Origin of the sequence: Nonomuraea composti (assembly GCF_012034275.1) — a bacterium.
In the GTDB taxonomy this organism is placed as follows: Bacteria; Actinomycetota; Actinomycetes; order Streptosporangiales; family Streptosporangiaceae; genus Nonomuraea; species Nonomuraea composti.
Genome location: NZ_JAATEP010000078.1, coordinates 18,705 through 40,173, shown reverse-complemented (window position 1 = coordinate 40,173; position 21,469 = coordinate 18,705). Strand labels below are relative to the sequence as shown.

20 protein-coding genes and 2 CRISPR repeat arrays are annotated in these 21,469 nt (G+C 66.7%); of the genes, 5 read left to right on the top strand and 15 right to left on the bottom strand.

Features of this window, described 5'->3' with window-relative positions; all coding sequences use genetic code 11:
• Window positions 1–1,233: 1,233 nt before the first annotated feature.
• From HCN51_RS52755 to HCN51_RS52700, 12 genes are read right to left on the bottom strand one after another with little or no spacing between them, the layout of a single operon-like run.
• The gene (locus HCN51_RS52755) at window positions 1,234–3,690 is read right to left on the bottom strand and encodes an AfsR/SARP family transcriptional regulator (RefSeq protein WP_168021158.1); all 2,457 of its coding nucleotides are present in this window, start codon (window positions 3,688–3,690) and stop codon (window positions 1,234–1,236) included.
• A gap of 14 nt (window positions 3,691–3,704) precedes the next feature.
• Window positions 3,705–4,127 (bottom strand): pilus assembly protein TadG-related protein, encoded by a 423-nt coding sequence (locus HCN51_RS52750; RefSeq protein ID WP_168021146.1) that lies wholly within the window; start codon window positions 4,125–4,127, stop codon window positions 3,705–3,707.
• A 3-nt stretch (window positions 4,128–4,130) separates the two neighbouring features.
• Complete coding sequence (locus tag HCN51_RS52745) at window positions 4,131–4,550, bottom strand: TadE family protein (protein WP_168021144.1); 420 nt, start codon at window positions 4,548–4,550, stop codon at window positions 4,131–4,133.
• On the bottom strand, window positions 4,547–4,912 hold the full coding sequence (locus HCN51_RS52740; RefSeq protein ID WP_168021142.1) for a TadE/TadG family type IV pilus assembly protein: 366 nt from the start codon (window positions 4,910–4,912) through the stop codon (window positions 4,547–4,549). The genes HCN51_RS52745 and HCN51_RS52740 overlap by 4 nt, the downstream gene beginning before the upstream one ends.
• Window positions 4,913–4,953: 41 nt before the next feature.
• Window positions 4,954–5,166: a hypothetical protein gene (locus HCN51_RS52735; protein ID WP_168021140.1), complete on the bottom strand. Its 213-nt coding sequence runs from the start codon at window positions 5,164–5,166 to the stop codon at window positions 4,954–4,956.
• A 12-nt stretch (window positions 5,167–5,178) separates the two neighbouring features.
• Entirely contained in the window at window positions 5,179–6,018 is an 840-nt protein-coding gene (locus tag HCN51_RS52730) for a type II secretion system F family protein (protein ID WP_168021138.1), read from the bottom strand.
• Complete coding sequence (locus HCN51_RS52725) at window positions 6,015–6,881, bottom strand: type II secretion system F family protein (RefSeq protein ID WP_168021136.1); 867 nt, start codon at window positions 6,879–6,881, stop codon at window positions 6,015–6,017. The genes HCN51_RS52730 and HCN51_RS52725 overlap by 4 nt, the downstream gene beginning before the upstream one ends.
• Complete coding sequence (locus tag HCN51_RS52720; RefSeq protein WP_168021134.1) at window positions 6,878–8,233, bottom strand: TadA family conjugal transfer-associated ATPase; 1,356 nt, start codon at window positions 8,231–8,233, stop codon at window positions 6,878–6,880. The genes HCN51_RS52725 and HCN51_RS52720 overlap by 4 nt, the downstream gene beginning before the upstream one ends.
• Complete coding sequence (locus HCN51_RS52715; protein ID WP_168021132.1) at window positions 8,230–8,991, bottom strand: ParA family protein; 762 nt, start codon at window positions 8,989–8,991, stop codon at window positions 8,230–8,232. Before HCN51_RS52715 ends, HCN51_RS52720 begins: the two co-directional genes overlap by 4 nt.
• Window positions 8,992–9,672, bottom strand: a complete 681-nt coding sequence (locus HCN51_RS52710; RefSeq protein ID WP_168021130.1) for an SAF domain-containing protein — start codon at window positions 9,670–9,672, stop codon at window positions 8,992–8,994.
• Entirely contained in the window at window positions 9,672–10,445 is a 774-nt protein-coding gene (locus HCN51_RS52705; RefSeq protein ID WP_168021128.1) for a hypothetical protein, read from the bottom strand. Before HCN51_RS52705 ends, HCN51_RS52710 begins: the two co-directional genes overlap by 1 nt.
• Window positions 10,424–10,825, bottom strand: coding sequence for a hypothetical protein (locus HCN51_RS52700; protein ID WP_168021126.1), 402 nt, complete (start codon window positions 10,823–10,825; stop codon window positions 10,424–10,426). The genes HCN51_RS52705 and HCN51_RS52700 overlap by 22 nt, the downstream gene beginning before the upstream one ends.
• Before the next feature lie 273 nt (window positions 10,826–11,098).
• Here HCN51_RS52700 and HCN51_RS52695 point away from each other — a divergent pair, with 273 nt between their 5' ends.
• The 3 genes from HCN51_RS52695 to HCN51_RS52685 all read left to right on the top strand — a co-directional run bounded on the left by HCN51_RS52695 (window position 11,099) and on the right by HCN51_RS52685 (window position 13,358).
• Window positions 11,099–12,412 carry a tetratricopeptide repeat protein gene (locus HCN51_RS52695; RefSeq protein WP_487353036.1) on the top strand — a complete coding sequence of 438 codons (1,314 nt, stop codon included), beginning with the start codon at window positions 11,099–11,101 and terminating at the stop codon, window positions 12,410–12,412.
• On the top strand, window positions 12,409–12,768 hold the full coding sequence (locus tag HCN51_RS52690) for an ASCH domain-containing protein (RefSeq protein ID WP_168021122.1): 360 nt from the start codon (window positions 12,409–12,411) through the stop codon (window positions 12,766–12,768). Before HCN51_RS52695 ends, HCN51_RS52690 begins: the two co-directional genes overlap by 4 nt.
• 335 nt (window positions 12,769–13,103) lie before the next feature.
• Window positions 13,104–13,358 carry a hypothetical protein gene (locus HCN51_RS52685; protein ID WP_168021120.1) on the top strand — a complete coding sequence of 85 codons (255 nt, stop codon included), beginning with the start codon at window positions 13,104–13,106 and terminating at the stop codon, window positions 13,356–13,358.
• A gap of 11 nt (window positions 13,359–13,369) precedes the next feature.
• Here the strand turns inward: HCN51_RS52685 and HCN51_RS52680 are convergent, their stop codons facing one another.
• Complete coding sequence (locus HCN51_RS52680) at window positions 13,370–13,915, bottom strand: hypothetical protein (protein ID WP_346434135.1); 546 nt, start codon at window positions 13,913–13,915, stop codon at window positions 13,370–13,372.
• Between the two features lie 462 nt (window positions 13,916–14,377).
• Here HCN51_RS52680 and HCN51_RS52675 point away from each other — a divergent pair, with 462 nt between their 5' ends.
• Together HCN51_RS52675 and HCN51_RS52670 are read left to right on the top strand one after the other, a co-directional pair.
• On the top strand, window positions 14,378–15,568 hold the full coding sequence (locus HCN51_RS52675) for an NsdA family TPR-like regulatory protein (RefSeq protein WP_168021118.1): 1,191 nt from the start codon (window positions 14,378–14,380) through the stop codon (window positions 15,566–15,568).
• Window positions 15,569–15,581: 13 nt separating this feature from the next.
• On the top strand, window positions 15,582–16,127 hold the full coding sequence (locus HCN51_RS52670) for an NUDIX domain-containing protein (protein ID WP_168021116.1): 546 nt from the start codon (window positions 15,582–15,584) through the stop codon (window positions 16,125–16,127).
• A gap of 136 nt (window positions 16,128–16,263) precedes the next feature.
• A CRISPR array of direct repeats spans window positions 16,264–16,552; the repeat unit is 30 nt; unit sequence GTTGAGACCCCTCGTAGGGGCGATGAGGAC.
• Window positions 16,553–16,656: 104 nt separating this feature from the next.
• Window positions 16,657–18,012: direct repeats of the CRISPR family, unit length 30 nt; unit sequence GTTGAGACCCCTCGTAGGGGCGATGAGGAC.
• Window positions 18,013–18,126: 114 nt separating this feature from the next.
• Here HCN51_RS52670 and HCN51_RS52665 read toward each other — a convergent pair.
• Window positions 18,127–19,170, bottom strand: a complete 1,044-nt coding sequence (locus tag HCN51_RS52665) for a hypothetical protein (protein ID WP_168021114.1) — start codon at window positions 19,168–19,170, stop codon at window positions 18,127–18,129.
• A gap of 164 nt (window positions 19,171–19,334) precedes the next feature.
• A complete protein-coding gene (locus tag HCN51_RS52660) occupies window positions 19,335–21,422 on the bottom strand; it encodes a hypothetical protein (protein ID WP_168021112.1) in 2,088 nt (695 codons plus the stop codon).
• Window positions 21,423–21,469 lie beyond the last annotated feature (47 nt).

Here is a 21,469-nt window from a genome sequence, read left to right as displayed (position 1 = left end):
AAAATCCGACGTTCCGGGCAAGACGCGCGTTCATCACAAAACGGATAACAGCCCTATCGGGTGCGTGACATTCCGTAACTAGGGCAAACGTGTAGAGGGCGCCATGACGGGACATGCAGTGTCGCTGGGAGGAACCGCGAGTATGCCCTAGCTTGATGCGGGAGTTTGTCCCTGGCTGTGGGGCGTTGATCGGGACCCAGATCGACCATCTGCGAGATGGTCATGACTGCTGCTTGTCTGGCTACGTTTCCGAGGCTGACACCATCCGAGTCCTTGGGTGGATGCCCGCTGTCGATGGCTCATGGTTCGTCCTGACCGGCTTCCAGACGTGGTTACAACCTCACCCATACAGCGGTGGCGCCGTCACTTGGCTGCGAGACCTACCGCACCTGGATCAGCAACATTAGGAGCTTCTGGCTCTGCCGGGGTCACGGAGGCTTCGACAAAGATTCCATCGTTTGGGACGACTGACATGGACAGCGTGAAGACCAGTTGACGGTTCGCACGCACACGGCAACGGACAACATGTTCGCCGACGAACCGCCACGTCCACGTTCAGCCCTCCCGAAACGGGAGGATCTTCGTCCGTGCACTCTCGCACGCTCCCGGCCGTGAGTACGGTCGCTATATAGCCTTGCTACCCAACTCCGTCAGCGCCGTAGCACTACCTGCCATACAAACAGTCGAGCCCCTCAAAGTGCGGTGGACGGCAGGCGGTAATCGTGGCCGTGCCACCGTCCACAGCAATCTCATACAAGTCAAGTATGTGACTGGACGAAGGGCGAATATCGCGTTTCGCTATCCAGTATGGCATCCCCGCCGTGGGGGCTGGACGACTGGCACAGTATGCGCACCCCGCAAGACAGCTGCGAGAGTCACACGTCGGAGTTGCCCGGCCGACTCTACACACGCATTATATGGGCCAGTTAATGCGTTTCTCCTGTCGACGACGGGTGAATACTGCCCCTAGAACCCGCCTGTCCTCAGGGGGTTAGACTTCGACCGCCGTTGACATCTCCAGGGTCGGACGAGCTCACTCGATTTGGATCGCCAACTGCTTTCCCCGAAGGTGCAAAGTAGACGGATAACATCCAATTCGGACGAATCTCGGGGACAAATGCCTACGGTGACAGCGTGAACATGCGAGTGGCGCTTCCAGCGGCTGCAGGAAGCGCCAGTCCGTCGGGCACCGGTACCTGCACAAACCGCGACATCGTAGCTGCGGCCGGGAAGTCAAGGCTGAAAAATCTCGCCCAAGTGCTTCTCCGTCTGGTAGTCCCCAGATACGCCGAGGCTCTGCTGGTGCTGGCGGAGCAGCTCGGCAGTACGGGAAGCGTCATCTCTCCTACCGAGCTGGAGCTGCAAACGCATGATGCGGAAGTACGTCTCTTCGGTGTCGGGATCGATCACGCGCGCCTGCTCCAGCGCAATCAGCGCTCGCTCCGGATCCTCCTCGACGAGGAGCTCTGCCAGCTGGGCCAGAACGTCAGCCTGTGATCGCGTCAGCGGGTAGCGCTGGTCCTCGATCCATTCCGCGGTGAGCCCTTGAGCCAGCTCTCCGGTACATAGCGCGGCCGCTTTGGTCAGCGCCACAGCACGATCCTCCGGCGTGAGAGCCGTTCTGACTTCTTCCAGCGCGGCTTGATATTCCCAGAGGTCTACGCTGATCAGCTGCGGATCCAGACGGTAGATCGCCGAGTCCTTCGTAGTCGATGCGCTGATGAAGGGCGCCTTCTTCGGGTCCGGGTTCTTGTATCCGGTGGCGGTGACGAGCGCGCTGCGCAAGTGGCGGAGCGTGTTGTGGATGTCCTTACCTGAATCGTCGGGCCAGAGGGCGGCGGCCAATTGGTCCCTCGTCACGCCGTTGGGGTGCAGAGCGAGATAGGTGAGCGTATTCATTTGCAGCCAGCTCAGAGATACCGCCTGTGCTCGGTCGCGGATGTTGACCGTTGGCTGTCCAAGAATCGTCAGGCGGACAAGAACCGAGCCGAGCCAGCGAGGTCCACCATCATCTGATGTAGGCGCTGGCTGCTGCGTGTCCAAGGCCTCCGATGAGGCGAGCTGCTGTACGTGAGCTGCGGCTTCCACCGCCGTGACGTTGAAGAGAGTCGCACCCGCGAAGGCGTCGGAGTTGCGGCCTTCGGCTGCTTCCACACGGTGAGCGTCGGATACGAGCAGGGTGTCGCCGCCTGGCCAAGCACCCAGGAACACGGCTCCAACGCCTGTGTTCTGCCCGGAGGTAAGGGGTGCGGTGACGTGCTCGTAGACCTCGTCGTCGAGCTCGGTGATGAGCAGGACGACTGGCAAGGCTTCGCCCGGATCCAGTTCGCGCAGTTCGTCGATGTCGGAGGAGTCGCGTTCGAGCACCATCCGTCTGCGTTGGAAGAACGTCTCCTCGAAGTGCCGTAGGGCGTCTTCGTGAGAGTCGGCGAGCTGTAGCCCCGTCAACTCCATCGCGGTCTGCTTCAGATCGGGAGCCGAGAGGCCGAGAAGCTTCTCGGCCAGGTCCATGGAGATGATGATCTGTGTCCGGTAGTTGCTCGACTGGCGGAGCAGGTCAACCGTCAGGTACCGGACGACGTCGAGAGTCCCAGGGCCGGTGAAGCCGATGCCGGGCCCTTCGAGGTCTACGCATACTGGGCGACCGTCTTGAGCCTGTCCGATGTGCGCCTGTTTCGGCACGTGGATGGAGTCGGCGCGGCGTACCAGCTCGCCGTCGGTTGGCATTGGCGGTTCTTCTTGGGCGAAGGCGCGGCGATGGATGCGGTGGAGCTCGCGTATCTCAGGCGGAGGCTCCGGCTCGGGCGTGATCTCCACCACCTCCTCAGCCCCTGGAAGGATCCTGCGGCGGCGTCGATTGAGCCGGCTGGCGATGAACGCGGTGCTGATCCCAGCCACATAGGCCACAGCCACCAGGGAGCTCGACGAGAGTTGAACGCTGCTCGTCGATCCCTGCTGGGGCGCAGCCTGTGGGTCGGCGGGAGATGGTTGCGGATCCGGAGTAGAACTCGATGTCGGAGCGACGTGGGACGCCGACGGCGTGTCGGCTGCCGGAGCCCTGTTGGGCGGCTTGGAGCGCTTGGCGGGAAGATGAAGGTGCCATCCGGGCTGGATGAGGGCCGGATCAGTGAAGGTGTGCCCGCCTGGCTGATCCGAGCGCGCGTTGAGCTTCCAGATCTTCGGCCAGCGACGTGGACTGCCGAGTTGCTCGTCGGCGATCGTCCACAGCGAGTCGCCCTCTTGGACTTGATAGACCCGCTCGTCGGCAGGCGGTTCATCAGCGACGGGCTGGCCGAGAGGATGGAGCGGTGCCATGGAGACGATCGGCGGGGGTGCGGCGGCGTTGCTGCTGCCGGGCGAGAGCACGGCCAGCGTCGCGGAAGCGACCAAGTAGGCGGCCAGCCGGTGCACGCCACGCAGGCCGGGAAGCCGGGGTGAGATCCGCCGCCCCCGCGCCTTCGCGACGAATTCGCAGATCACCACGAGGATGAGCTGAGCCCATGCGCCCCAGACCAGCAACTGCAACGCGGCGATGAAGATCGTGCCATCGTCGGGCGAGGCCAGGATGTCCGCGACCTGCTCCCAGTTAGGCAGGCGGTCCGGCCACGGCGGGCCGACGAGGGTGTAGAGCACGATGGGCAGGCCGACCACCATGGCGAGGAGAACCACGTACGCGACCAGCGCACGCAACAGGCGAGGCATCATCAGCGATTCGGCCCTTCTACGCCGCCGATCAGGTCGGCTTCGGCATTGGCGGTCATCGACACCGAGGACAGCCCCACCATGTGAAGCAGCCAGGTGGGCTTGGTGACGGTGACCGTGACGCGGACGGAGGCGGGGCCGGAGATCGTGGCCGTGCCTTGGTGGCCGCTGTGGGACAGGTATGCCTGAGCCGCTCGTACGGCCGCTCCCCGGTCGACGACGAGCACGTCACCGCGGTAAGCGGCAGCACGATCGAGCTGCCCCGCACCGGCACGCGCTGCCTCCTCTGCGACGCCGACCGCTTCCCACCCCGCGCGTAACTTGTTGCCCACATCGACGACCAAGCCGATGAAGAGCATCAGCACCGTGATGAGGATGACGGCGTACGGAGTGATCGAGCCTCGCTCAAGATCGTTATCCGGCATGCGTCACGCTCCCCGCGATCGATAGGGGTCCAGCGGGCTGGTGGAGGTGGCACTCCGCTCGACGCTGCCGGGCAGGCCAGGGATAGTGACGTCCGCCAGAGGTACGGTGCAGGAGACCGTCGCCGACACATCGGCCGCCTCCCCGACCGGGCGGCTGAAGCCCTTCGTGCTGATCGTGACCTTGAGCGCCGTACAGTTCATGCTCTGGCTCGCCAGAGATTCGCGGGCGCTGGCTTCCGCACCGGCCTTGGCCGCGGCAGCCGTACGGGCGATGGACGCCTGGCGTGCGGCGTCGCGGGCGACGGCCTCGACGGCGGCGCCGGCGATGATGACGCGGCCGGCGGCGACGCCGAGCAGGAGGACCATCACGATGGCCGCGATGGCAAGGATGGCCTCGACCGTGACGCTGCCCCGCTCGTTCATGCCGCCCGCTCAGGCGCGGTGAAGCGTTCGACGGCCCCCGCCGCCTGCTCGACAACCTCGATCGACGGCAGGAAAGGCACGAGCGAGAGGGACCGGCCGCGGACGGTGATCCTGACCGTCGTGGCATCGCCGGTGCTCGCAGCGCTGATCGAGGTGAGCAGACCGCTGGCGGTCTGCTCCGCGTAGCGTTTGGCCGCCGTCGCACCGGATGCGTGATCGGCGTCGTGAGTGCGGGCAGTCCGAACACCCTGTTGTGCGGCGGCGAGTGCGACTGACTGGGCGAAGAAGAACAGACACACCTGCGTGCAGGCCAGAATGGCGACCATGACCACAGGCAGAGCGATCACCGTCTCGGCGGTCACGCTGCCTCGATCCCGGCGAACCGTGTGCACAAGGCGCCTACCTAGAAGTCGATGGAGTTCGCCTTGGCCAGGATCTTCGCTGTGACGACCCCCATCACGGTCACGGCCACCAGCACCAGCGCGGCGATGATGATCATGGCTTCCGCTGACATGGCGCCCCGCTCGGGCTCGGCGCGGGCCCGTTCCAGGCGATCCAGGAGCAGCGCGGTGACGGCCTTCCAGTAGGCGGCTTCCGGTGGCAGCAGCTTGGGCATGTTCACTGCCTTTCAGCTCATGATGCGGTAGACGGCGGGAAAGCAGACGAGGACCAGGAAGCCGAAGATGGACACGCCGATGGCGATGGGCATCTCGCTGGTGCGGCTGTTGGCCTGGGCTCGTGCGTCGGAGAGTGCGGCGGTGCGCATCGACTGGGCCTTGGCCAGCAGTGTGGACAGGACGCGGGTGCCTTCGGATCCGGCGTCTTCGGCGATGTCGGCCAGCTCTGTCAGCTGGGAGACGCCGACGCGCTCGCCGAGCGCGCTGAGGCCGTGCCAGGGCTGCTCACCGGCGCGCTTCGCGTGCTGAAGCACCTGAGCCAGCTGCCCGAAGACCCATCCTCTGCAGATGTCCACAGGCGATTGCAGGGCTTGTGGAGGCCCGGCGCCGGCCGCGCGCTCCAGGGCGACCATGTCCAGATACGTCGCCAGAGCCGCACGGAACTCCTGGCGGCGTTCCCGCGCCTGGCGCCGCGCGCTGACGTCGGGGATCAGGGCGAACAGGATGGCGAGGACGACGCCGACACCCGCGGGGACGGCCCAGGGCAGGGGGAAGCCGGTGAGCATGCACAGAAGGTTCAGCGGGATCGGCAGGAACAGGCCCACCAGCAGGAAGACGATGCGCTGGAGGGTGAAACGCTCCACGGCGATCCCGAGGAGCGCGAGGTCGCCGCGAGGGATCGGCAGGTGGGACAACCGGGCCTTCAACCAACGTGCTTGCCCTGGCTCAGAAGTGCCTTCGAGGCGAGCGATCGCCGCGTTCAAGCGAGGCGGGCCGGGCATCCACGCGTGTCCAAGGATCAGCATGCCGAGCGAGATCAAAGCTCCGGAGACCATGGACAGGACGCTCATGGCTTCTTCCCGGAGTCGTTGAGGAACCGGTGGCCGGGGGCAGCGTTGCCGAGGCGGTGCAGCCAGGCCAGCGTCACCCCGTAGAACAGCGCCACGATCGCCAGCACGACCTGGCCGAGCGGCGTACTGAAAGGCGCGACGTACGCCTTCTGGAAGACGGCCAGAACGCTGAAGACGGCCAGGATGCCGATGATCCAGCGGACGGTGGTGCGGTGTTCGGCGCGCGCAGCCTCCACTTCGCGGCGGTCGGACACGTCCTTCGCGACAAGCTCGGCGAGTTGCTGCAGTACCGTGCTGGCCCCGCGGCCACGCCGACGGGCGACCAGGATGAGAGTGGCGGCGATGCGGTCACCGATCGGGTCATCCACCTCGTCGGCGAAGAGCCGCAGCGCGTCCTCGGTCGGCATCCGCGTGATGCGCAGGCGGCGCGCCAGGGCGGCCACCGGCGCGGCGATGGCAGGCGGGACGTTACGGGCAGCACTGTGCTCCAGCGCCTGCTCAAGAGCACGTCCGGCGACGAGGAGGTCGGCGAGCCGGCGCGTCCACTGCTCCAGGGCCTCCAGCTTGCGGATGCGATCTTTGGCGGCACGGCCGGTCACCGCCTTGGGCAGCGTGAAGACGGCGACTCCCACGGCTACGGCCGCCACCGGCCATTCCGTCACGATGAAGACGGCGGCCGCCGCGGCCAAGGCCGCGATGAGCAGACGGTAGTGAGTCGCGAGGACCGTAAGGAGTTCGGTCCAGCGCGGGGGCGGGCGTACGGGCTCGTCAGAGGACGGCGCGCGGAGCGCGGTGATGATCCACGTCAGGCCGCCCAGGATCATCGCAGCGCTGAGTGCGGCGAGCAGGGCGTTGATGTTCACCGGGGCTCCCAGCGCGCACTCATGGGATCCAGCAGGGTGGGATCGAATCCCACCGCCTTCAGCCTCGGCAGGCACTGCGGCGTGATGTCGGGTACGGCACGCCCGCCGGGCCCGGTAGGCCGGTAGAGGTGGTTGTGGCTCGGCAGCTCGCTGTCGGCCGGCGGCAGCACCTCAAGGACCTCGGAGACGAAGCGGGTGTTGGTCGCCGGGTCCAGGCGCAGGTGGACCACTAGGTCGATGGACTGGCCGGTGTTGAGGTGGACGACGGCGGGTGGGGTCTGTGTGCCCACGCCCCTGGTCCACAGCATGACGACGCGGTTGAAGATCTCTTCGGTGCCGTCGGCATGGATGGTGCACATGGAGCCCGGATGTCCGGTGTTCATCGCCTCGAACATCGGGACGATCTCGTCCGCCCGCACCTCGCCCACGATGATCCGCTTGATGTTCTTGCGCAGGGAGTGCGGGATCAGGTCGTTCAGGGTGATGCCGCCGGCGCCCTCGGAGTTGGCCTGGCGGACCTGGAAGGCGATCACGTTCTGGTGGCGGTGCGTCAGCTTGTCGAGGAACAGCTCGTAGTCGGACTCCAGCGTGGCCAGCCGCTCGGCTGGATCGATCACCGAGGCCAGCGCACGCAGCAGCGTGGTCTTGCCCGCGGCGGTGCCGCCCGTGACGACGATGTTGAGCCGGGCCAGCACGGCGGCCTTCAGGAAGAAGTAGAGGCTGCGGTTGATCGTCCCGAGCTTGAGCAGGTCCTCCAGGGTGACGTCGACCAGCCGGTGACAGCGGATGCTGGCACACGGCCGCGGGGTCACCGCCATGGTGGCGCTGAGCCGCACGCCCACTCCGTCCTCCCCGTCGCCGGGCCTCAGGGCGGTGTTGAGCAGCGGGCTGGCGGCGGAGAACTCGCGAGGGTTGTAGCTCTTGTGCAGGGCCCACATCTGGATCATCTTGATCAGGTCGTCGTCGCTGGAGGCGATCACCGGCCCGCGACGGCACGTGCCGTCGCTGTAGGTGATCCACACCTGGTCGCATCCGTTGAGGTCGATGCTCTCCACGCGACGGTCTCTGATGAACGGGGTGAGCGAGCCCAGCTCGAACCGTTCATCGGCCACCGCCTCGACCAGCTTGCGCTGTGTGCCGACGCTGACGGCTCGGCCGAGGGCGATCTGTTGCTGCGTCCACCGCTGCACTTGGGCCTTGATGACCTGGAGGGCGGCCTCACGGTCTTCGGTGTCCTTGAGATCGTCCGCGACGGAGGTGGCGATCGAGAGCACGGCCTCGCGGAACGCGCGCTCGTCGCCGGCCGACGCAGTCGTCTCGGTCTCCGCTCTCGGAGGCCAGGCCCCGTTCATCCGGCCACCGCCGTCCCGGCGGACAGCCGCTGCCTCATCTCCGCACCCAGCGCGGAGGCGCCGCGCATCAGAGCGGACCGGTGGAACGACTTCCTGGCCTGCTTGCCATCGGACAGCACCTCGGCGGACTTCTTGTCGTCGGGGATCCACGCGAGCACCGGCAGGTCGTACAGGGCGCCGCTGATCTCTTTGAGTGAGTACGGGCCGTTGCCGACCACGCACAGCCCGACCGGCACTTCGGCCCCGACATAGCGGCCGAGCGCTTCGAGCCGCGGGCGTGCCTGGGCCACGTGGCGCAGGGTGGGGTGCAGCAGCATCACGGCCAGGTCGGAAGCGGAGATCAGGCTCATCGGGGTGTCCACTCGTCCGATCTGCCCCACGTCGAGCACGACGTCGGCCTTGTCCTGGGCTACCTTGAGAGCTTCGCTGATGGTGTCCCAGGCGCCGTCGAGCTGTACCAGGTGGCGAGGGTCACGCAGACCTGGCAGCAGAAGCCATTCGCGCGCGTCGCGATCGAGTGCGATGACGAATCGCCACAGGACCTCCGGGTCGGGGTCGTGCGCGGCGGCCAGTGCCAGCTCCAGCAGCCCGGACTCGTGTCCTTCCATGCTCCCGCCCAGCAGCCCCTGCAGCACGTTGCCGCCGGCGGGATCGCATTCGGCTAGCAGCGCCCGCCCCTTCCAGGCGTAGGTCACCGCCAGAGCGGTGGTGGTGACTCCCGGCGAGCCGCCCGCGCTCATCAGGGCATACATCGCCATTCAGGGCCTCCTCGGCATGAGCGCGAGAGCGACCTGTCCGTCCGCGGCCAGCGGCCCGAGCTTCGGCGCATCGACCTTGTCCACCAGGACGTCCACGACCATCAGACCGTCGTCGTCGGGCCCCTTCGTGTGGTCCACCACCGCCTCGACACTGCCGGGCGACTCCTGCGCCGTGGCTGCGGAGATCTCCGGGCGGAGCATCACGGAGAGGCGATCGCCCGGCCGGAGCCCGCGCGCCGGAAGGCGACTCGGCTTGACCGCGATGGGGACGAGCTGCTGATCCGCCAGCGGCGTGACCTGATCGGTGACCATCCGGCGCTGGAGCAACGTGCCGCTCATCAGGTCGAGGGCCGCCCGCATGCCTATCACCTTGTGCAGATCCTCGCCTCGCACCATGGCGACGTTCTCGTCTCCGCCGACCATCGCCGTGGAGACGTTCTCGGCGGTGATGGGCTGGCCGAGCGCGACGTCACGGGTGATCACGAGCACCGGTTCGCGATTGCTCATGCGGTTGACGACCTGGAAGGCCAGGAACATCCCGCCGAGGACCACGAGCGTGCCCAGCACCATGGAGCTGCGGCGGCGCTGCCGTGGCTGCGGCAACAGTTTCGGCACTTGAGCCGGCGGCAGCTCCGGGCTGGCCGAGCTCTGTGTCGTGTCCGGCTTGATCTTTCCCGCCATCACGAGTCCCTTCCGACCAGCGCGGGAGCTTCACCGATGCGCAGCGGGAAGGTCGCGGACGTGGTGATGGGGGCGAGCGTGCCGCCAGAGCCACCCGACCCGCTCCATGCCGCTGACCAGGTCACTGTCGCCTTGACGCGGTACTCGGAGTTCGGGAGTCCGGCGCTGGACTGCGTGAACACGTGGGTGCACTCGCTGTTCTGCTCATCGGGAGACTTCGTCAGGTCGTACGGCACGCCGGGGCCTCGACAGGTCAGAGTCGACTGCCTCTCGCCGGGCTGGATCGTCAGCACGCTGGGGGTCGCGGTGACCTCGGCCCATACCGGGCCCGCAGTGGCCTTCCTGCTGATCGCATGCCATTGGCCCGGCTCGAACCAGAAGAACTGGCGCAGGCCCACATAGCCCGGCTTGCCTCGGGGCGGAGCAGTGACGATCTTGGGCTTCGACGGCGTCAGCTCGCGCAACGCCTGCTCCATCAGCATCTCCGGCGTGATGGCCGGATCTGCGGGGGTGGCGGCGTTGAACATGTTCTTCTTACCGTCGGGCCCCTCATCGCACTGGACGTAACTGATCTGCCCCTCGCCCGGGATGCTGCGGCAGTTCGTGAACCCTCCGCCTGCCCGCGAGCGAGCAGCGGGAGTTCCTGAATCGGTGCTTCGGTGGATGCCGTACGCGATCCAGTCGCCACCCATACGCCTGGCGCCGTTGTCGTCGCCCGCTGGTGGACCGGCCAGGAACAGGAGGAGCGGGGTCAGCGCGACGGCGGCGTGCATGCCGCCCCCTTCATGGTCAACGCCGTCAGCCGCCACCGTCCGTCGGACGACTGTTTCAGGGTTGCGTTGACCGTGGTGGACGTCTGGGAGTCCGCGGTCTCCGGTATCAGCCGGTGCGTCCGGCGATCGGCCATCGCCGCCCGGGACATGTCCAGGCAGTCGGTGACCTCGGCGTGCTTGCCGCCCACCCGCACTTCCTTGATCCGCGGAGCGGCTTGGCCGTACGGCTCGCGCCCCTGCTTGATGAGGCTGCGAACGCCGTCCACGAGGTGGTCGAGGTAGCCATCCTGCACGTACGGCTCCAGCAACTCGCGAGCCCTGTCGGGCGATGACCTACCCGCTTCGGCCAGGGCGGGCCAATAGGCGGAGTACGCCTCCACGACAAGATCGTGAGGACGACGGGCCGGCGACAGTTCAGGGCTCGGCGCCGTGCTCGACGGGGCGGCTGGGCGTGAGGGCGGACTTGCGACAGTGGGCGCCTGACAGGCGGCCACCGCCATCGGCATGAGCAGGAGCGCTCCGGCACGACCGCGAATCATCCACAACCCCCCTATAAGCACACCCTGCTACTTCTCGACCGCGAAGAGTAGCGTAGGGTTTGGCAAAGCCTGCATCAAGGCTGTGAGCAGTACTTTCTCCCGAGGTGATGAACCATGGGCTGGCCGGCACTTATCCGGAGCGAGCGCGAGGCCCGTGACTGGGATGTGCACAGCATGGCCCGCCACCTCAGAAGCGCCGCGGGCAAGGACGCCCTTCCCGACCACGACTCGCTGGTGCGCTACATCCGCCGCTGGGAGTCCGGCAAGGTCGTCACGATGACGGAGCGCTACCGGCTGCTGTACGGTCGCGTGTTCTCCCGAGACCCGCGCATGCTGTTCGCCGACTGCGGTGACAATGAGATCGACGGCGAACGGGAAGAGGTCGATCTCACGAACCGGCGCGACGCACTCAAGCTGGGCCTGGCCACCACGGTCAGTCAGGTCCTGGGCGAGGCCGCGTACGAGGCCATGGAGTTCACCCGGCGAGCCGGCACCACAGCAGTTGGCCGCGCCACCCTGGACCACCTGCACAACGCCGTCAACGACATCACGGGCAGCTATTCACGGCGCGCCCCGGCCGAGCTGTTCACGGTCGCTCGCTTCCACCGGCGTAAGGTCGACCAGCTCATAGCCGGCCCGCACACCCTCAAGGAGGAGCGGGAACTGTACGTCTGCGCGGGCTGGTTGTCGGAGACACTCGCCTGGCTGGCCCACGACCTCGGTGACCCGCTGGCCGGACAGGCATATGCCCTCGACTGCTACGAGCACGCCGACCAGGCCGGCCACGACGAGCTGTGCGCCTGGGCGGCAGACGTGATGGCCTCCATCGCCCTGCACGCGGGGCAGCCAGAACGCGCCGTCCGGGCAGCCGAGCGGGGGCTGCGCCGCGTCTCCGCCGGCCATCCGCTGGAGGTACGGCTGCACGCTCAGGTCTCACGCGGCCACGCCCGGCTAGGCGATCACGACGCCTTCGACGCCAGTTTCCGGCAGGGCGACCGGCTGTGGAACGCACTGCCTGCCTGTACACCTCGGCGCCCGGACGGCCTCGACACCGGGCCCCTGGCGGCCTACGCCATGACCACCTACACCGCTTCGTCCTATCTGTGGCTGGGAGACTACGAGCAAGCCCGCCGGCACGCCGAACGGGCGATCCAAGCCCACGAAGCAACCCCGATCGGCCATCGATCAGCGAGCCGGGAGGCGATCGCACACCTGGACCTCGCCACGGCGATGGCCTGCCTCGGCTCGGCTACGGATGCGGTTCAGCAGGGTCTGCGGGCTCTGGCCACCCCGAGGATGGTCGCCTCGGTCCACGCTCGGGCCACCGCACTCGACAACGTCCTGACCACCAGATTCCCTGGGACGAGCCACGCCGCCGAGTTCCGGGCGGCCTTGGCCGCCACCGAGCAGGTTGGAGCGACACCATGAGCGAGGCGCAGGATGTCCCACCGCGTCGTGAGCTGAACCTCCGCAAGCCGTACTTCGACCTCATCGTCTCGGGTGTCAAGACAGTCGAGGTGCGGGTCGGGTACGCGAGCATGCGCAAGATCCAGCCCGGCCAGCTGTTGGACTTCGTTGCAGGAGAGCAGCGGCTGCGTACGCGTGTCGTGCGAGTGTCGGAGTACGTGTCCTTCGAGGAGTTGCTCAAGCACGAGGATCCGGTAGCCATCGGCGGGGAGCTCGGTGAGGACACCGCTGCGTTGCTGGCGGTGATCAGGAGCATCTATCCACCCGAGAAGGAGCGCCTGGGTGTCCTGGCCATCGAAGTCGAAGTGATCAGCTAGTCGACCTTGTCCGTGTGAGGACATTCGCGGTCACGGCGGTGTCCGGCTCTGTCCCTCCTTGCCATCCTGCCCTCCGAGGGTATGCGGGCTTGGCTGGACGGGATGAACACTTCAGCCCAGCTCGGCAGGCGCATCGTTGCCTCGGCGGCCAAAACTGCGGGCTCACGATCCGGTCCAGTCCTCCCCCTCGCCGCCTCACATCCGCGACAGGAGTACTGCCTTCAACCCTGGTCACTTGGGCCAGCACTGTCTCATCGGGCGACCACCCCACTCGGGTCCTGCTGGCTTGAGGCGGCCAGAGCTGCTCATGGCTTGCGACTGCCAGGTGTTGCGCGGTGATCAAGTGGGAGCCTTACGCGAAGTCGATCGGCAAGACCCCTCGAATCAGAGGCGTGTGCTGCTGTGATGCCTACGAGTTCGTGTGCGAGGGCGGTCACTATCTCATCCTGCGGCGCAACCCCAGCGGGGACGTTGAGGAGGCCGCGCGGGGCCGCCATGTCCAGGCTCGTGCCGCGTGGCACAGGCTGCTCGCCGAGCATGCCGCGTTTTGCGAGCAAGGGAGCGGGCCACGCGACATCTGGCTGGCGTAGGAAATCTGGGGTCACCGAGAGCCGGGGAGCTCTGTGATGGCGATCTGGTCTGCGGCAGAGTATGCGGCGATCTCCGGGGCGATGGTGCTGTCCACGACCACGGTCACCTCGTCCGTCGCCGCATTCCGGCTCTTGCTGACGTTGGTGACGAGCGCGTTCTCGACCAGCAGCCGACTCTGCTGTCCTTCCGTGGCGTGGCCGCCGGGCACGAGAACGATCTGCACGCGCTGACCCGGCTGCATGTCGTTGGGCAGTTGGCCGGGCTTGAGCGCCAGGCCCACCCGGGCCTTGCCGGGGACGAGCTCGCTGTGCCACTCCATGGTCATGTCCGGGGTGACCAGCGTGCCGGGGAGCAGGGTGACGGCGGCACGAGTGTGAGCGACCTGTGTGCGGTGGGCCCACAGTTCGTACGGCACACCGTCCTCGACGACCAGCGCTTCGCGGATCGATGCGGTATCGAACGGCTGGCCGGCGCCGATCTGCTTCGTCACCATGATGGCCGAGACGCGCTTGTCCGCGTTCATCACCAGGACCGTGGTCGCCAGCGCGCCGCCCACGATCAGCAGGACAGCAAGTCCAGCAAGAGCCGGACTTCGCTCTCGAACGCGAGTCGGCAGCATCCGCGAGGAGGCGGAAGTCAGAGGGCTCGCCGCATCCCTGAAATCCGTGCCCGAAGACCGCGCTTCCTGTGACATGCCCTTCGCCCACATGGACCAAAAGCTTGCCCAAAGTCGCCGGCGCTCGGAGTCGAAACGAGCGATGGAACTCCAGGTGTGTAATACGACGTCACACGGCTGGCGGAAGCCTTGGGTGGGTCCGCTTGCCAGGGACGCGTGAGCAAACCCGCCCGTATGGGTCATAGCAGTGCAGTCACCCCCGGCCTTCCCATGAAACGGTATCGCCGCAGGGCTACGACTTCGTAGAACTCCGCCGAAGGGGCCTGCGTCGGCGCCGTTGAACAGAGAAGATGCGAAGAGCAGGCGGACACATGACGTACTCGGGCACCCACGGAGGCTGCCATGGCCGGAACACCCGTGTGGTCAGCGAGAATCCGCGCCGAGCGCAAGGAGCGCAAGTGGGACGTCCACGCCACCGCCCGCCGCCTCCGCGAAGCGGCCGGTGACGACAAGCACGACCTGCCCAGCCACGCCGATCTGGTCCGCTCGATCCGTCGGTGGGAATCCGGCAAGATCGCTGTCATGAGCGAGCGGTACCGGCTGCTCTATTGCGTCATCTTCCACCTGGACGAGGACACCCTGTTCGCCTCGGACGCCGCAAGCACCGCCTCAGCCCCACCGATGACTACAGAAACGGAGCCGGAACTCGGCAAGATCACATCCCTCCGGCAAGCCGATCGGCAGGTAGGCGGAGGCCACCTGTATGCCACAGTGATGGACTACCTCCGGACCGCCATCGCACCCCGCCTGTTCAGTGGTCCGGACGGCGCTCAGCTGTTCACCACCGCGGCCGCGTTCACCGAGATGGCGGGCTGGATGGCCCATGACGCCGGCAACGACGTTCTCGCCGGGCAGCACTTCGGCCGAGCCCTCGACTTCGCCGGTCTGGGCAGCGATCGGCACCTCGAAGCGCACGTCCTGGGCAGTATCAGCCACATCACCCTGCATCTCGGGCGCGCTGGCGAAGCCGTCACCCACGCCGAGCGCGGCGTGGCGATCCTCACACGCGCCCGCACACCAGCACCCGCCCTCCACGCGCGCCTCCTGGCCAGAGCTGCAAGCGGCCTGGCCGCGCAGCAGGATTCCACCCGATCAGCGCGCCTGCTCATCCGCGCGGAGGACATGCTCGGGCAGCGACCGCAGATCACCCCATCACCCTGGACCGCGCCGTACGACGAAGCGACCCTGGCACTCGACACCGCACGATGCCTCCTACGCTGCGGACGGCCCACCGACTCGCAACACCACGCCCGTCGCTTCCTCAACATCCGCGCGGCATCGCGAACCCGCAGCAGAGCACTCGGCCAGCTGACGCTGGCCAGCGCCCTGCTCCAGCAGAACCAACTCGACGAAGCCTGCGTACTGATCACCGAAGCGGTGGACAACACCCGCTCGTTGAGCTCGCTTGTCGTGACCCGGCACCTCACCGAACTACGAGCTCAACTGCAGGCACACCAAGGTCACCGCGGGGCCGCCGACTGCCTTGGCGTCCTGCAAGAAGCACATCGCGAGCGATGCTGGTTGTATCAGTAAGGAGGCCAGCCCCGTGAGCTCCGACGCTCCGCTCTACGAACGTGATCCTGAAGCCTGGAACGCCTACCTCGCCGAAGGCAACGCCCGCCAAGCGCGCAAGCGCGTCGGCGCCGACGTGCTCATTCGGGACGAGCGCGGCTGGGTCCTACTGGTGGACCCCGCCTACAAGCCCAATTGGGATCTTCCTGGTGGCATGGCGGAAAGCAACGAACCGCCGGCCGCCGCCGCTCGGCGCGAGGTCAAGGAAGAACTCGGACTCGACCTCGAGATCGGTCCCGCTCTCGTGGTCGACTGGGTGCCGCCACACGGTCCCTGGGACGACTCCTTGATGTTCATCTTCGACGGCGGAGTACTTGAGGCCGGGCAGATCGCGGATCTGCAGATCGTGGACTCCGAGCTGCAGAACTTCCGTTTCACCGCTCCAGCCGAAATGGCAGGCATGCTGCGGCCCTACGTGTTGCGGCGCGTGCAAGCGGCGCTCGCCACCCTGCGAGGAGGCATCACCACCTACTGTGAGAACGGATACTCGGTGACCAGCCCACGGTCGCACCAAGGATGACGAAAATCCAGCTCACCGGCCTGCGGCAAGGCTTTCGGCCACGATGGAGAAACCGCGAGGGCCACCCACCCCTCCGTTGAAGCGGATCTAGCCCAAGACCACTCCTCGCAGTGAGGATGCGGACTAGGCGATCCCTGATGAGACCCCTCGTAGGGGCGATGAGGACGGGATTCGTGATCAAGACTGGGGAGCCGTCGCGTTGAGACCCCTCGTAGGGGCGATGAGGACTCCTCCTGCCGGACGGGCAGTGGCTGATCGGCTCCCGGTTGAGACCCCTCGTAGGGGCGATGAGGACCCGCGATCCACACCGCCGTGTACGGGCCGGACCGTTGAGACCCCTCCTAGGGGCGATGAGGACGTGAAGGACGTACCAGGCCCGTGAAGCGGCAGCTGCTGTTGAGACCCCTCGTAGGGGCGATGAGGACCCGCTCGTACTACCCGTCCGCTGCATCGAACCCGTCGAGTTGAGACCCCTCGTAGGGCGATGAGGACGGGCACACGCTCGCGGTGGCCCTGTACCGGCAGTACATGTTGAGACCCCTCGTAGGGGCGATGAGGACGCGCACCTCGCCATGTCGCTGAGGCTGTCGTGACCAGTTGAGACCCCTCGTAGGGGCGATGAGGACCTTGACGAGAAGAGGCCCGGCTGGGCGCGTGAGATGTTGAGACCCCTCGTAGGGGCGATGAGGACCAGGGCCGGGTGGCCAACATGGCGGGGAAGGCCGGTTGAGACCCCTCGTAGGGGCGATGAGGACTCTCGCGGTCGCCCACGTAGATGTCCGCCCCGATCGCCAGTTGAGACCCCTCGTAGGGGCGATGAGGACCTCGAGCGGTTCGGCAACATGGGCGGCACCAACACCGCGTTGAGACCCCTCGTAGGGGCGATGAGGACCCACCGTAATCCGCGATCTGTGGGACGGCCACGACAAGGGTTGAGACCCCTCGTAGGGGCGATGAGGACGCCGGTGCCCATCTTCTCGGTGGAGCCGAGCAGGACGGGTTGAGACCCCTCGTAGGGGCGATGAGGACTCGAAAAGCAGCTCGCCGTCCTGTGGGCCCTGATGGCGCCGTTGAGACCCCTCGTAGGGGCGATGAGGACCAGGACATCAAGGACCGCAAGGTCAAGGTGGACGCGTTGAGACCCCTCGTAGGGGCGATGAGGACCGCCCGCACAACCCGCCCCGCGTGGGAAGACCTGCCGTTGAGACCCCTCGTAGGGGCGATGAGGACGCGTGACCGACCCCACGCGAAACGATGACCCCGCGGTTGAGACCCCTCGTAGGGGCGATGAGGACGAGGCGTGGCGACTCCCTGAACGCACCGAACCCGTAGTTGAGACCCCTCGTAGGGGCGATGAGGACCCCGGGCAGCACGAATGCGGCCCCCGCCCCTCCGTGTTGAGACCCCTCGTAGGGGCGATGAGGACTGTGGCGTGACCTTCGCGCGCTCACGCGCGTTTGAGTTGAGACCCCTCGTAGGGGCGATGAGGACGCGCCTGCCTGTACGCCAAGTCGGCCTCGCGGCGGTGTTGAGACCCCTCGTAGGGGCGATGAGGACGTCCCGGAGCCGCGTCGGTGGAACCCGTTCAAGCGCGTTGAGACCCCTCGTAGGGGCGATGAGGACGCGTTGACCTCCGCGAGCCGCTGACGGGCCCGTTGTTGAGACCCCTCGTAGGGGCGATGAGGACCGCGCACACCGGTAGTGGCCGGTCAGGTTGAGGTGTTGAGACCCCTCGTAGGGGCGATGAGGACGCGCGAACGTGGCCGCCGCCTGCTGCTGCCCCTCCACGTTGAGACCCCTCGTAGGGGCGATGAGGACTCTCCTGCCAGCGTCTCAGCGAGTGCCCGCACTTCATGTTGAGACCCCTCGTAGGGGCGATGAGGACCCCAACGTAAAGTCCCAGGCCAGCCTATGCAAGATGCGGCTCCGAACATGGCATTTTGCAGCGAACCTCCGGTAGTGCAGAAACCCCCGGAGGTTCGCTGCAGATCTCAATGGATCATGCACAGTTGTCAGCGACCCAGTCCAATCCGGCCGAGAACGCCAGCCTGACCAGCCTTCGGAGGAAGAGCTCAGCGAGGTTCTCGTCAATGTCGAACCTTCGCGCCACCCACGCAAGCAGCTGCGGGCCGCTGGGGAGGACGGTCGCGGAGATGTCCCTCAGCAACGCGCGGTAGTGCTGTTGCGAGCGCTGTGCTGCGCCGTTGCCGATCAGCGCCCTGAGCGTCCGGCGAGCGAGCCGCGCGTTCTCGCGGTCGATGATCACGTCTTCGGGTGTGGGGGCGGTGCTCTCAACCGAATCGGGAAGCTCCTCGGTGGAGTACAGGAATGTGATCACGTTGGCGCAGTAGAAGTCGGGATGCGCCAGCCGAAGCGTCTCCATGCTGGCCCGCAGCACGCGCTGGGCTTGGGAGCGGCCGATGTGCGGGGGCCTGTTGATGAGGTGGTCGGGGATGGCCAACGGGTCGCAGGCGCCCTGCCGCAGGCGGAGGACGGCGTCGAGCAGCAACTCGAAGGCGTAGTCGTCCGCGCGGAGGGGTGCCGCCCATGCGGCGGTCTTGAGGTCTCGGGCCGGCTGAGCGGACGCTCCACGGGCCTGGGCAGCGGATCGTGTCACTTTGGCTTCGAGGCTTCGCAGCTCGTAATGCACGAGCTGCGCCCGCGCGGCACGGATGTACGGCGGTTCGTGCGGCGTCGGGTGCTGCCGGAGCCGGCTGGCGGCGTGTTGCAGCTCCTCCACGGTGATGGGTGTGCTGAGCCACTGCACGATGGCCTGCATCTCCTTAATGGGCTCGCCGGACTTCGTCCGGGGGCAGTCGCCGCTCATGGCGGCGCGGAGCTTGTTATAGCCGTTGAGAAGGAGGTCGCAGATCGTCTGCTCGCACTCGTCACACCACCGAGCCGCCTGTACGCCCTGGCATGCCTGACCGCGGTGACGTGCACGGCGAAGCGGGCGGACAGCTGCGGCGCGCAGGGCCGGTGAGACGAGGATGAAGTAGGAGTAGAAGTCGATCGGGTCGTTCGGCTCGTTGGCGATGTGCATGGCGAGGCCCCTCCGAGTACGGCGAAGAGGGCGCCGAATCGGCGCGCTCTTGCGGCATCGGCTCTCGAAATCCGAGAGCCCTCAAAGGAGCGGCATGAATCGCTCGGGGTCCGCTGGCGTTGGCCGTTGGACCCTTTGAGGTTGGCAGGAACGTTCCCTGATCGTCAACCGGCTTCCGGAAATATGGATTCGATAGTGGTGATGACTGTTTTATGTAGATTGATGAGACGTGTATCAGTTTCGGGTGTTCCCCCGAGTTGGCGTGCGGCTTGGATGAGGGGTTGGTGGGCCCCGGCATGCGGCCGGTTGTTGTGCCGGCGGCCGGATCCTGGTGGCCGCCGGTCGAGGGCGTGGCTGTGCTCTGATTGATTGGCGAGTAGAGAGAGCTGGTCGAGGGCGGGGTAAGCGGTCCGCATCGCCTTCCAGGTGCTCCAAGAGAACAGGACCGGGCGCAGCGCGGTGACCGTCAGGTACGCCGCCAGGCCAGGATGATCGCTGCACGCATGAGCGATGAGGCGGATGCGTTGCCGGGCAAGTGCAATCCGCTCGGTGCGCCTCCACTCGCGCGGGCAGGGACCGTACAAGCCGGCTTCCAGCTGTTCAAGGGCGGGTAGCACGGCCTGCAGTCTGGTGGAGCCTCGCTCCAGGAGACGACGTGCGGTGCGGAGGTCGAGCCGCCTGATCGCGCTGATGGCGAGGCGTGCCAACATTCGATCGGCGCCGAGCCGGGCCAGGACCGGGCGCCCGCCTCTGACCTGGGTCACGGAGTTGACGCGAGTCAACTCCATCATCGACAGGGGGCAGGCGGCGATCAGGGACCACGCCACTCCGGCGGCGATCATGCCGTAGTTGGTCAGCGGAGGACCGGGATTGAGGAACAGGATGATCTCGTCGACGTCCCGGAGGCTGCCTGAGCCGGTACGGCCGGTGGGTTGCGCTTCCGAGCTCAGCGCGTCGACGATGGCCTCGCGCACCTGGTCGAGCCCTCCCTTGATCCCCTCGATCACGCGGACGTCCACATCGGTGTGGACGGCGGTGATGTCCTGGGCGATGCGGTGAGCACGTTCCAGGCTCTCCGGGCTTGCCAGAAGTCGCACTCGAAGGATGCCGCGGCGGAGAAGACGCTCACGTCGCTCCCATAGCTCGGCGAGTATGGCTTCGGCCGTATGCCGGTCCTCCGTCTGTACGCCTGGCTTGTCGAGACCGACGGCTACGAGCGCAAGGACGTCGCCGCTGCCGACAACCGGCCAGGCCGGCTCGCCGGCGCGGGCGATGAGCTGAACTGCGGGATCTCCGTTCTCCCAGCTCTGGATGGCCGCCAGCAACGTGGGCGGGAGAGGGCCCTGGGTGCGATGTTCGGGTTGCAGATGGGCCTGGTGTGTGGCCGCGTTGGTGTACAAGGCGGTGAGGCGAAAGTCCCGGATCATACGTACGCAAGCTGACCCGAGGTCATTATTCAGGGATCGGGCGGCTTGCCGGATGTGAGCCGACAAGTGCCCGTTGCCGTCGGCCCGCGTCACGAGCGCGTCAACGAGGCGGCCGATCTTGTCGCGAGTGTCTGGAGAGAGCTTGCCTTCTTCGTTCCCGAAGCACCGGCGTAGTTGCTCTCCGTACCAGGCGCGCAGGAGACCGTAGTCGGCAGCTTCACCGCGCCCTGCCCGCTCGGCGATGGCGGCCTGCACGGTGGGCCACCGCTTGGCCAACGAGCTGAGCTCCGGATGATCGGCGATGACGAGGCGCTCCATAAGGGCGGAGTCGGCGGCGTGACGGGCCGCCAGGATCTGCCACAGTGTCGCGTTGGCGGGATCCGCTTCGGTGAGAGCGTCCCAGAATCGGTGCCGTAAGAGCCAGGACTTGAGGTGCAGGTCTGGATCTGTCGGCTGGTTCAGCGTGTACGACTCCATCGGAGCATCGATGTGGGCGATGCGGACGGCGTGATGGGTCTCCAAGGCTGCGCACACCGCACCGGCGCTCAGGGCGAAGGCCCCTGATCCGCACGTGACCATGACCTCTGTGGCCCGGTTTCGTCCCAGCCATTCGGCGAGAGCGGCCGAGGCGTCGTGAATGACGGGACTGGCGACCTTGACTACTGAGACGGCGGATGCAGGGAATCGGGCGCCGCAGAGGCCCTCATCTGAGATCAACGCCGTTCTGATGCCCGTGGCACAGTCGGCGAGAGTCGTCTCATGACCTTCACGGCTGTTGGTGGTCCCCAGGAGGACGACACGCGTCACCTGCAGTCCAGTGGCCATACCATCGAAGATCTTCCGCAAGGGTCGACGGTCCTTGCCGACTCCCT